Origin of the sequence: Bartonella sp. AA89HNZF, assembly GCF_042196905.1 — a bacterium.
Taxonomy (GTDB): domain Bacteria; phylum Pseudomonadota; class Alphaproteobacteria; order Rhizobiales; family Rhizobiaceae; genus Bartonella.
Genome location: NZ_JBHIRD010000001.1, coordinates 267481 through 278881, shown reverse-complemented (window position 1 = coordinate 278881; position 11401 = coordinate 267481). Strand labels below are relative to the sequence as shown.

The following is an 11401-nucleotide window of genomic DNA, read 5'->3' as shown; positions in this document are numbered from 1 at the left end:
TCATCATCTACAGGGCGTATACGCTCCGGTACCACAATCACATCAAGAGCAAGCTTTTGAAACTGTGCCATCACGCCGCCGCCTTTCTGATCTCTTTAAAGAATAAATCCATCGCACGCCCTGCCCATCTTCGATAAGCTTTCGCAAAAACGGGTTCTTCCAAACGCCGGTTAATCACTTGCATAGATAGAGAAATAGAAGTCCGCTGACGTGCCTGTATCGCAACAATACGCCGCCGTGGCACCTCAAACTGATAATGCAAAATATGAATAACAATCTGTCGTGCTAACGCCGCATCAAATAAGCCATGCGGGGGGTCAATAATATACCGGATCGGCAGATGCTTAAATCCACTACTCACGGCTTTTAAAGAACAGGAAAGCATCACCTGTAAACGTTCAACTTCTGAATAAGGATTAACGATATCGCTTCTGGCTTCTGGGGTCCATAAATTACAAGCAGCAACCATAACCACCCCCTATAAAAACAATATGACCACCATCTAATCGCCAGAACCAACCCATGCAAACGGCTGTTCTATGATGCAACTCTATGCAATTTATCTTGCCTATTTCGTACTGATCTTTAGACATTGATAAACCTTTTTATCTTATGGTATTTAAATTCATGGCAAATGCGTATGATACACGCAAAGCCGTGTAACGAAGTTCAAGCAGCATTACCGCGCAAAGCAGAATGCGCACGCGAATCTGTGTTGGCATGTTTTGCTGCTTTAAAAATGCGACGGCGACTTTTGGGGTAGCGGTCGCTAAAAACTTGCTCAACGGGCAAACCGATAAAATCGGCAATAGCGCGTTCGGCTTTCTCGTTAGACCGTGTCCAAATGTGTTGAACACTGGATGACGAGAGTTGATAAGCTTTCGCGAGCTCCGCCAAGGTCATGTTACGGCGGCGTAGCTCGGCTAAAATACTATGGCGATCCCATACTTGAATGCATGTTTGGGTGGTTGTCATAAACTTCGCTCCTGCTTCAAACGGATGCTCAAACCATCCGTTTTTTGTGGGGTTAATTGTAAAATATCTGCCCTCTATATCGGGCGGTAATATGTAGTTAATTCATTTTATATGTTTTGTAAACATAAAAAATGAATTTATGAGGTATTTTTTTGGCACGTCCCGATTCAGAACCAAAAACACCATTGGCAAAACGCCTACGTGACATAAGAAAAATGCTTGGAAATGAAGAACGCGGTGCTTTTGCAAAAACTCTTGATTTAGCGAAAGGTACGCTCGCAAATTATGAGCTCGGTGTAAATGAGCCACCAGCATCTATCGTAATTGCCTATCATAAAATTTATGGCGTAGACTTCCATTGGCTTCTCACTGGAGAAGGCGAAATGTTTACAGACATGGCAAAAGCGAAAGCAGCAGGCTTTAAAGCACCCACCATTCCTGCTGGTCTCATGAAAAAACTCGGTCGCATAGCTTATACAACCTATCGCGATGCAAATATAAAACTCCCCCCTGAAGATATAGCGGAACTCGCGGCGGAACTTTATAAAAAACTGCAAGAGCTGGTTCAAGACATCAACGACATGGAAGAGGTCGAAGCAACTTTCCCTCTTCTTAAAATTCATTTAAAGCGTCAAATAGAGGCTGAAAGAGTACATCTAGAAACTACACAAAATACGGCTTAATGCCTCTCTAAGATGAATGGGGAATCTCTTTTTAAAATCCTGTAATTTAAAACGAGACTCAATATAAATAAGGAGCATTTTTGGCACGCCCTAAAAAAGAACCTAAAACAGAACTAGCAAAGCGGCTATGTGAAGTGCGACGCGCCCTTGGTTTCACGGAGCGCAAGCAATTTGCTGAACATCTTGCAGCACCTGAAAGTACTATGTGTAATTATGAAACTGGCTTGCGCGAACCACCTGTATCAATGTTGGTAATTTACAAAAATGTTTGCGGTATATCTGTAGAATGGCTAGCTACTGGTGAAGGTGAAATGTTTAGTGACATGGCAAAAGCGAAAGCAGCTGGTTTTAAACCACAAACTATCCCTACTGGATTGATGAAAAAACTCGGTCGCGTGGCTTATACAACCTATCGCGATGCAAATATAAAAATCCCTCCTGAAGATATAGCGGAACTCGCGGCGGAACTTTATGGAAAACTGCAAGAGCTTGTTCAAGACATCAAAGACACGGAAGAAGTAGAGCTTATTTTACCTCTTCTAAAATTGCATTTAAAGCGTCAAATAGAAGCTGAAAATGCACATCCAGAAACTAAATAAGATACAGCTTAATGCCTCTTTAATATGAAAAATCGATATGAAAATCTTTTTACATTAAAAAAATAATATAACTATTTGATTAATAAGTATATATTGCCTCTAAAAATAGATAATCATCAATAGGTGAAAATCTTTTTTGCTTTTTTGGTTATTTTTGGCTGATTTTGACGTCAATTGAACTTTTGGATTGATTTTTTTCACAGGGTCTTCAAAGGCGGTTTTCTGGGCTTTCACAGACTTTTCAAAATTTTTCACAGGGTTTTCACAGACCTTTCAAAGCCTTCTCTCATTTTTACCATGAAAACGCACTTTTTTCTGATTTTCGCTCTTTTTTACAATTTTAGGTGTCAAAATCTATTTTGACAAAACGCGCATTTAATGCTAAATTTTATACATAAAAACAACAAATTATCACGTATTCCTACCTAATCCCACCTTTTCCCACTTAGTATAAAACCTAGTGTCAAACTACAGTTGTTGTAGCTGTATGTAGCTTGCCAGCAGGTTTTGTATATTTTTCCATTCGGTTTTGTATCAATTTATTTTTTTCAAAGTTTTTCTAAGATTCGTAATTTCTTATGAAACATCTATTGGATTGGGGGGCTTAGATTTAAGATAATAATTTTGAACTTAGACGGATTTTTTACAGCCACCATATAAAAGATTAATTAAAAATGATGAGCAATGATAAGAAAAACAAATGTTAAACAAATCAAAAATTGACTTATCATTAGAGAATAATTTTTGTTCAAAAGTATGTTTTTTACCAAAATTGTGCCCTAAAATAAAGATTGTTGATTTTTCAAATGGCGTGTCTTCTATTAATTCAACATTTGCTTCAGATACATTCAATATTATCTCTGCTAAAAATTTACAAAAAACTATACCTGTAGAGCAGGCAAAGTCTATTATCGATTCCTTTAATGCGCAGAAACTACCTTTAGCTTGGTGGGTTGACCTCATTCGTCTCATTATAAAGTTGATGAAGTTCTCTTATCTATTGGCTTAGAGCATGTTGAAACAGAGGTAGGAATGGCAGCTTTAGCGCAAGATATAGACTCACATGTTACTTCTATGCCGGATAACTTCAAAATCAAAGAAGTTGAATCCCTTCAAGATTTTAGAGATTACGGAAATGTTATGGCATCAGTATTCGAGCCTTTTGATGAAGAAGCGGTTATATTTTATGAAGCAATAGGCCATTATTATAAAAAAGACTCTGATGTAGAGATGTTCGTTGGTTATATAAATAATAATCCTGTAGCAATATGTTTTTGTATTAAAGCGGATGGGATTGGTGGAGTGTATGATATTGTCACCAAGCCGGATTTTCAGAAAAGAGGTATTGGGACATTCATGACAAAAATTGCTATTGAGCATTTAAAAAGAAGGAGATGTCATGTAATTGGTATGCAAGCCTCTCACGAGGGAATTAGCATTTATAAAAAATTTGGTTTTACAAACTTTGGTAAATTTAAAATTTATTCCAATAAACACGTAGTGGTTTAGCTATGAACTCTTTTTTTGCTCATCAATTAAAAAATTTATTATTTTCAACAAAACTCAAATATGATCAAGCAATCGATATAACCAAGGAAGCTTGACCAATCCCCTTTAATACTGATAGTGAAAAGCTAAAATCAGTTATTACAAACATAATTGTTTCAAATGACGCACTCAAATTTTCTTATTTTTTTAATTTGTCTTAAAAAGATATCTATCACAAATCTAAGTTGAACAAATGTAATTTTTTATATGATCGATAATCTACTGTATGTTACTGATAATTATGAAGAACTCGAAAGAAAACATTTAAAACGACAGTTGCATCATAGTTTGTTAGATGGTTAGTCTGTTAGTTAATTAATAGAAAAAATTTTTGCTTTATACAATAACCAAAGGAGCTTAAAAAAACTTTTAAAGGTCCTTTATATGTATTGTTTCTTTTTCTATATCACAGTTGATGATGAAAAATCTCTCACGCTAATTGTAATTATTTTCAAACGAAATAAACTGTTTTCACCTATTATTTAGAGTAAATTAAATTTTTGGGATTTCTGGCACATCATTTGATAATCCTCTTTCTTGAACAAATTCTTATCCAGAATAATCTTCAATATAAAAATAAATTAATAACTTGGTTTATAAAGATAATTTATCATTATTCATATTGAGCAAGCGTCTCAAATATCATAGGATTATCTCATTTCAAATCTCTATACATTAAAATCACTCACAATCATCTGCTCACACATAACAGGAAAAATTGAGGCATCAATAAAATTCACTTGAAGAAAGGAATAAAAACTCTTCTTCTGAACGCTCTGAAATACCAAAGACTATCGCAAAATTGGGAGCCCAAATAGTATAGGAGGTACCCCTTTCACCTTGAAAATGTAAAAATGGGAAGCATAATAGCTTTATACACTTCATAGAGGCTTTAGACCATTCACGAACGTTATTATAAAATGGATGTGACACACTTTGAGAGAAATCTCTTTAAAATAGACATGTGGATTAACAATATAAATGCATCCTATTTTACATGAGAAGCATAACTTCAAATCAAGATAAGGTAACATAAAGTATTGAAATCGTCATAGTGCACAACAAAATTAGACCATTTTAAATGTTTAATGGTAACATCTGCTAAACAACAGAATAAAAATTCAATTTTGAAAAGATTAAACCACACGCTACAGGTCTATTGAAACTCCGATTGTGCAATCGACTACCTTTTTGCTAAAATTTAATCACTATAAATATAAAAACCTTAAAGTCCGCTCTAAATTCGTAAAAATTTCTAGATCTTGCTGTATAAATGTTGAAACTCCTCATGGCTACTCATCTGAAACGCCAATAATTCCATAAAGCATCTCCATAAAAAAGGATAATGACGTTGTAATATCCGAAAAAAATTTACCATATCACCTGAAAGATCATTGATAATTCCATCAGGAAGTATCAATTTCTATTTAGAAAACCCTATCCGTGCCGACAAAAACTATGTAAATGTTAGATATATAATAATTTTGATGACGATTTTGGCTCATCCTGTTTTGCCACCAATATAAGAAACAGCAAATATAGTGGATCCGCCAGCTTTAATATCGCCTTGTAAAAGGTCTTTCCCTCTACACTTTTTGCTATCAAATCCTGATTTTACAATTCCTTGCTCTCTTTTTTATACTCAAAATTGCCTCTGAAACAGGATAGATTAATCGTAAAAAATATATAAAAGAAGCAAATTATAACATTTTTTCTTATCCTTCTTAATACAAAATAACTGTTAAGCTACAATGCGCTAACACTTATCAATCATAAGCCCAAAACATCATATAATGACGACACAAATTCATAGAATGAAGATTTTTCACAATCAACCGTTGTATTAATCTTTCCATAATGCATAAAAATGATGAAGCGGCCCTCGCCCTTTCCCTACTTTTAAAGCATCTGAAGCAGTTAAAGCGCCATGCAAATAATCTTTTGCTTGTTTAACAGCGCAATCCAAAGGTTGAGTAGGTAACAGAGCTGCAATGGCAGCAGAAATGGTACACCCTGTCCCATGATCATGAGTGGTTGAAAGACGAGAGGCTTCAAGTATAAAAAGGTTTTCACAATCACAATAAAGATCTGGACTAGAACAATCGTAATTTTCTGTACTATTTTTGGTAATCGTATTCAAATGTCCCCCTTTTAACAAAACTGCATGACACCCTAGCGCCAAGAGTCGTGGAGCATATTGATACATAGTCTCTAAAGACCATTGCACTTCACCTCCCAATAACAGTGCAGCTTCAGGCAAATTTGGCGTGATCAAAGTTGACATCGGCAAAAGAACATCACGCATAATTTCAATTGCATCAGACTTTAAAAGAACATCACCACTTTTTGCAACCATAACCGGATCAAAAACAATGAAACGCGCTTTATGATAAGCAAGACGTTCTGCAATAACCTGTGCAATCTGAGCATTTGCAACCATACCAATTTTAACGGCATCAACATGGATATCCTCAAAAACAGAATCAATTTGATCTGCAACAAAAGAAGCATCTAATGCCTGAAAAGAACGCACACCCTGAGTATTTTGTGCAACAACAGCTGTAACCACACTCATACCATAAGTTTTCATAGCTGAAAAAACCTTCAAATCCGCCTGCATTCCAGCGCCACCAGAAGGATCTGTTCCCGCAATAGATAAAATCCGTGGAATAAAAAGTTTATCTTTTTGTAATTCCATTAATCTCTTCCCTTCTGTTTTTAAATATCGGAAAATGAGTTACCGAAAAAATAGATGCTTGAAAAAACATAAAGAAGATGTTTTCTCATGTGAATTATATTATATATGAAGTCTTCTTATAGATATAAAATGGAAAATGTAGTGCTTATCCTTCGTTCTATTCTTTTTACGTTCGCTTTTTATACAACAACTTTCATACAAATGATTCTTTACGCTCCCGTTTATTTTTTAATGCCCCGCAAAAAGGCATGGATTGTCCCTAAAACATGGGCACGCGTTACACTCTTTTTGCAAAAATACATCGCAGGCACAAGTTATGAGATTGAAGGTTTAGAAAATCTTCCCAAAGGACCCTATATCATTGCTCCAAAGCATCAATCGGCTTGGGAAACTTTCAGTCTTGTTCCCTATTTTGATGATCCCACTCTCATTTTAAAACGTGAATTGATGTGGATTCCATTGTTTGGCTGGTATATGGCAAAAACACAAATTATCCCTATTAACCGTACAACCCCCATCAAAGCCTTAAAAATGGTTATACAAAAAGCAAAAGAGAAAGTAAAACAAGGGCGCCAAATCTTGATTTTTCCCGAAGGAACACGCCGACAACCCGGTCAAAAACCAGATTATAAGTCAGGAATTGTCGCGCTCTATAATGAATTAGGACTTCAAGTTGTTCCTATTGCACACAATGCGGGTTTATATTGGCCACGCAATAATTTTCGCCGCTATCCCGGAACAATTCGTGTCCGTATTCTTCCCCCGATAGAGGCAGGTTTAAGCAAACGTGATTTTCTAGATCAACTTGTCCAAAAAACTGAAAAAGCGTGTGATGAACTGCTTCTCTTAGCAGCTCAAGATCCTAGCCCTCCTCCTATGCCACCATACGCTGTTCAGAAACTTCAAAAACTAAATCATCATGAAACAATGCACTGATTGATAAGAATAATGTATCACTTTGTATATTGAGCGGAGTATAAGAAACAAAAATATAAGAAAGTTACTTCAAACTTTCTAATTCAAAATTATAAAACACATGTACATGATAAGAAATAATCAATGTGTAAATTTTTTTGAAAAAGAATTCTTCCTCTCTTTAAAATCATTTAAATAACATACATCTCATTGACTTATAAGGATGTTTTAGCGTTATTCAACTTGAATGAGAACCCTGAATACCGTAAGATTCTCTCATTTCAAATCTATTCTAGGTTGAATCAATTAGAATCATTTTCTTACACATTACAAGCGGGGATATCTGTGTGAATAAAACGATACAAGAAAAGATTAAAATGCTTTTTACGAACAGTCTCAAGTGCCAAGGGCTATCCTAACAGGAGAGCAAGAAAAATGCATGATTATGCAGATTCATTCTTTTCTGAGAAATTCAATCCCTCCAAGAACATGAAATCTTGTACAATCTTCATTATTTAAAAAGTATTTCTTGAGATACTTAAGTCATCAAACCAAATTCAAGGGGAAAATAAAAATGAGTGTTGGTTTTTATCCCACAGACACAACGGATACAGCAATTAACCATCTTTCCTCCCTATCCTAGACTTAAAAGCTTTGTGTGCTACATTAAAACAATTCTAAATAACGAATAAGAGGGAACTAGATTTAAATTAATGCAACGTCTCTTCTATAATTTATTTTTTTCTGTGATTTTGAGTTTATCCAGCGCTGTCGCTCTAGCGCAGCCTTTTATTTCTGTTGATGTTACAACGAGGCGTATCTTAAAACATAATCAAGCTTTTGAGCGTTGGTATCCTGCTTCCTTGACAAAATTAATGACCGCTTATGTTATTTTTCGTGCCATGAGCCGAGGAGAAGTTTCACCAAACAAACATATCACCATCAGCGAATACGCCGCAAAAGCTCCCTCATATCGTTCAGGCTATAAAGCTGGTTCTGTACTCACACTTGATACAGCCTTAAGTATCACCATGGTTAAATCTACCAATGATTTAGCTATTGCCATGAGTGAAGCCATTGCAGGTTCACAGAAAGATTTTGTACGTAAAATGAATAGCGAAGCTAAACGTTTAGGCATGTTTGGCACCCATTTTGCAAACGCAAGTGGTTTACCAGACCCTCAAAACTACTCCACGGCACGCGATATTGCTCTTTTAGCCGTTCAAATACGTCGAGAATTTCCACAATATGCTCATTATTTTTCTATTCCAGCCATTGATTTTGGTAATAATCGAAAAATTCAGCATAACTCAAACAACCTCATTGGCCGTTTTTATGGGATAGACGGTATGAAAACAGGCTTTATCTGTGCCTCTGGTTTTAATCTTGTTGCCTCAGCCACCCGCAATAAACGTACAATTATTGCTGTCATTCTAGGTGCTAACAACATAAGTGAAAGAGAAGAAAAAGCTGCACAACTTCTTGAAATAGGATTTTTGCACCAAGGAAGCCCCCAATTAACACTAGCAACATTAAAACCTTATGGGAGCAACATAACACAAGCCAACAATATGAGACAACAAACATGCACACCTGAAGCCATAAAAATGCATGCAAATTCATATGATGATCAAGGAAATATTATTCTCACCTCACCTTTTATCACTGCTCCACCTTCTTTTTCTCATCCTTTATCAGTACACCTCATTCGTACGCCACAAGCACCTAAAATGACAGTAAAACCACTAAGAAAACCCTATATTCCGTATAAAAAGCACGCAAACCATTCTATAAAAAGCCATAAATCATAATCTACAATTAATTATAATACTTTGATTTATAATGATAATTAATTATTTTGTACCTTATGTCAGACCCACAAGTATTGTAAGATTCTCTCATTTCAAATCTGTATTTGTTGAATCAATAAAACCAGTCTCTTGCGCGCCACAAGACGGATGAACATGTAGATAAAATAATTAAAATAAGGAATAAAAATCCTTCCTATAAATCCTTTTAAGAACCAAGAATTATCATAACATTGACGCTAAAAAGTGTATGATATACCCACGTGCACCTACCTTTATAAGCGTAAAGATAGTGGTAAAATAGATTTCATGGGGGATTAACCATTATATCCCTCACGGACACCATTATAAATTGGTTCGACATACTGAGATATATTTTTTAAAAACAAAACTATGATTGATGATTAACATGAAAATAAAGCGCATCCCTCTCACGCTTATTACGGGTTTTTTAGGCTCTGGCAAAACAACTTTGCTCAACCGTATGCTACAAGACCCTCTTCTAACAGAATGTGCTGTTATCATCAATGAATTCGGCGAAATCAGTATTGATCACCTTCTGGTTGAAAAAACGACAGAAGGAATTATTGAGCTTGCCAATGGTTGCTTATGTTGCAATTTACGCAGTGATCTCATCGACACATTAATTGATTTAATAAATCGCGTTCAGACAGGACAGATCAAACAACTCCATCATATTATCATTGAAACCACAGGGATGGCTGATCCCGCCCCTATTTTACAAATACTTTTAAGCCACCCATTGTTTATTCAAACATTGTCCATAAATGCTGTTATTGCAACATTTGATACATTAAGCCCACTTTCCATATGTAAGCGCTACCCTGAAATATATAAACAATTAATATTTGCTGATAAAATCATTCTCACCAAAACAGATCTTAGAGACCCACAAACGCTTTCAGATACACTCCTTAGCACACTTAAAACAATGAATCCCACAGCACAAATCATTGACGCCCATTCTGAAGGTTTCTGTTCAAATCTATTAATAAATAACACATTATGGGATGAAAAAGGAGAAAATACAAAACTTAAACAAAATCTTACGACTACCCCACATGATCATACCCCCCATAAAACCATTCGTACCTTTTCACTAAACTGTGAGGATCCTGTTGATTACGCCACAATTGAAGCTTTTTTAGATCTCCTACAAGAGCGCTATGGTACAAAATTATTACGTATTAAAGCAATTATCGCATTGCGTGATGACCCTTATCGCCCACTTGTATTACATGGCGTACAAACATTTTTTCATCCTCCCATAAGATTGCCAGCATGGCCAAAAGGAATAAAACAAACACGTTTTGTCATCATTGCCGATGGTGTTGAAAAAGAAGCAATACAAAAGCTCCTCAATGCTTTTTTTAATAAACCAGCAATAGATACTGCAGATAAAACAGCTCTCTTAGAAAATCCTCTGGTCATTCCAGGAATAAAATTTTAATTTTTTCGCCCCTTCAATGATATAACATTAAATTCATTGGCACCACCATCTTTATGCTTTTAAAGGAGCAAACCGGCACCATTACACACTTTGCTAATTCCCAATGTTGAAACAAGCTCTTGGCACTTAAAACGGTTTGTAAAAAGCATTTTAGTCTTTCTTGTACAATTTCACCCACGCAGCGATCCCCGCTTGTAACGTGCAAGCAAATGGTTTTAATTTATTCAACATGGAACGGCTTTGAAATGAGAAAATCTTACGGCATTCAGGGCTCTAATTTGACTTGAAAAAACTAAATTATCATTATAAATCAAATTGTTACGATAAAAAAATTAATACCCATCAATCTGAAAACAGATTGTTTTCTCTCTAAATGCGCTTCATCTGCAAATAACTTCATGTGATTCATTTCACAGACCGATTGGCCAAATTCTTGGTTCTAAAATATTCTGCTCAACTCTATATTTATTCAAGCTAATTGAAATCAAAATCCCTGTTAAGAAAAAAACCAAAATCAGACAGAGGCAATATCGCATTTTAAAATATGTGAATGTATCTTATATAACAGCACGACAAGACAATATTTCACAGCATAAAAGAATAAAAAGAGAGGTACATTTCATGTTAACTTACTCAAACGAAGGTTGATACCAGTAACGATGTGCAAACAATCCAACTTCCTTGAGAAAGTTCCTCTTGGCTTC

Annotated in this window: 11 protein-coding genes; 7 read left to right on the top strand and 4 right to left on the bottom strand. The window is 35.5% G+C overall.

The genetic code is table 11. From position 1 onward, the window contains the following. Window positions 1–70: 70 nt before the first annotated feature. From ACFIN0_RS01000 to ACFIN0_RS00990, 3 genes are all read right to left on the bottom strand, one after another. A complete protein-coding gene (locus ACFIN0_RS01000; protein ID WP_375684498.1) occupies window positions 71–469 on the bottom strand; it encodes a hypothetical protein in 399 nt (132 codons plus the stop codon). Beyond that, entirely contained in the window at window positions 453–593 is a 141-nt protein-coding gene (locus tag ACFIN0_RS00995) for a hypothetical protein (RefSeq protein ID WP_273755279.1), read from the bottom strand. The genes ACFIN0_RS01000 and ACFIN0_RS00995 overlap by 17 nt, the downstream gene beginning before the upstream one ends. 76 nt (window positions 594–669) lie before the next feature. After that, the gene (locus ACFIN0_RS00990; RefSeq protein WP_005864619.1) at window positions 670–975 is read right to left on the bottom strand and encodes a helix-turn-helix transcriptional regulator; all 306 of its coding nucleotides are present in this window, start codon (window positions 973–975) and stop codon (window positions 670–672) included. A gap of 152 nt (window positions 976–1127) precedes the next feature. Here ACFIN0_RS00990 and ACFIN0_RS00985 point away from each other — a divergent pair, with 152 nt between their 5' ends. The 4 genes from ACFIN0_RS00985 to ACFIN0_RS00970 all read left to right on the top strand — a co-directional run bounded on the left by ACFIN0_RS00985 (window position 1128) and on the right by ACFIN0_RS00970 (window position 3766). After that, window positions 1128–1658, top strand: a complete 531-nt coding sequence (locus ACFIN0_RS00985) for a helix-turn-helix transcriptional regulator (RefSeq protein ID WP_375701718.1) — start codon at window positions 1128–1130, stop codon at window positions 1656–1658. 80 nt (window positions 1659–1738) lie between these two features. Continuing rightward, window positions 1739–2257: a helix-turn-helix domain-containing protein gene (locus ACFIN0_RS00980; RefSeq protein ID WP_375701717.1), complete on the top strand. Its 519-nt coding sequence runs from the start codon at window positions 1739–1741 to the stop codon at window positions 2255–2257. Between the two features lie 700 nt (window positions 2258–2957). Beyond that, a complete protein-coding gene (locus ACFIN0_RS00975) occupies window positions 2958–3266 on the top strand; it encodes a hypothetical protein (RefSeq protein ID WP_375701716.1) in 309 nt (102 codons plus the stop codon). A 23-nt stretch (window positions 3267–3289) separates the two neighbouring features. Continuing rightward, window positions 3290–3766, top strand: coding sequence for a GNAT family N-acetyltransferase (locus tag ACFIN0_RS00970; protein ID WP_375609963.1), 477 nt, complete (start codon window positions 3290–3292; stop codon window positions 3764–3766). Between the two features lie 1882 nt (window positions 3767–5648). Here the strand turns inward: ACFIN0_RS00970 and thiD are convergent. Further along, entirely contained in the window at window positions 5649–6503 is an 855-nt protein-coding gene (gene thiD, locus ACFIN0_RS00965) for a bifunctional hydroxymethylpyrimidine kinase/phosphomethylpyrimidine kinase (protein ID WP_375609964.1), read from the bottom strand. 129 nt (window positions 6504–6632) lie between these two features. Here thiD and ACFIN0_RS00960 point away from each other — a divergent pair, with 129 nt between their 5' ends. The 3 genes from ACFIN0_RS00960 to ACFIN0_RS00950 all read left to right on the top strand — a co-directional run bounded on the left by ACFIN0_RS00960 (window position 6633) and on the right by ACFIN0_RS00950 (window position 10697). Then, the gene (locus ACFIN0_RS00960; RefSeq protein ID WP_375606059.1) at window positions 6633–7439 is read left to right on the top strand and encodes a lysophospholipid acyltransferase family protein; all 807 of its coding nucleotides are present in this window, start codon (window positions 6633–6635) and stop codon (window positions 7437–7439) included. Window positions 7440–8131: 692 nt separating this feature from the next. After that, window positions 8132–9229: a D-alanyl-D-alanine carboxypeptidase family protein gene (locus ACFIN0_RS00955; protein WP_375609965.1), complete on the top strand. Its 1098-nt coding sequence runs from the start codon at window positions 8132–8134 to the stop codon at window positions 9227–9229. A gap of 406 nt (window positions 9230–9635) precedes the next feature. Beyond that, window positions 9636–10697 carry a CobW family GTP-binding protein gene (locus ACFIN0_RS00950; RefSeq protein WP_375609966.1) on the top strand — a complete coding sequence of 354 codons (1062 nt, stop codon included), beginning with the start codon at window positions 9636–9638 and terminating at the stop codon, window positions 10695–10697. Window positions 10698–11401 lie beyond the last annotated feature (704 nt).

Bases quoted from the DNA above. Each gene is read 5' to 3' on its own strand.
- ACFIN0_RS00955 (WP_375609965.1), top strand. From the start codon at position 8,132: ATGCAACGTCTCTTCTATAATTTATTTTTTTCTGTGATTTTGAGTTTA.
- ACFIN0_RS00990 (WP_005864619.1), bottom strand. From the start codon at position 975: ATGACAACCACCCAAACATGCATTCAAGTATGGGATCGCCATAGTATT.
- thiD (WP_375609964.1), bottom strand. From the start codon at position 6,503: ATGGAATTACAAAAAGATAAACTTTTTATTCCACGGATTTTATCTATT.
- ACFIN0_RS00960 (WP_375606059.1), top strand. From the start codon at position 6,633: ATGGAAAATGTAGTGCTTATCCTTCGTTCTATTCTTTTTACGTTCGCT.
- ACFIN0_RS00975 (WP_375701716.1), top strand. From the start codon at position 2,958: ATGTTAAACAAATCAAAAATTGACTTATCATTAGAGAATAATTTTTGT.
- ACFIN0_RS00995 (WP_273755279.1), bottom strand. From the start codon at position 593: ATGTCTAAAGATCAGTACGAAATAGGCAAGATAAATTGCATAGAGTTG.
- ACFIN0_RS00970 (WP_375609963.1), top strand. From the start codon at position 3,290: ATGGCAGCTTTAGCGCAAGATATAGACTCACATGTTACTTCTATGCCG.
- ACFIN0_RS01000 (WP_375684498.1), bottom strand. From the start codon at position 469: ATGGTTGCTGCTTGTAATTTATGGACCCCAGAAGCCAGAAGCGATATC.
- ACFIN0_RS00950 (WP_375609966.1), top strand. From the start codon at position 9,636: ATGAAAATAAAGCGCATCCCTCTCACGCTTATTACGGGTTTTTTAGGC.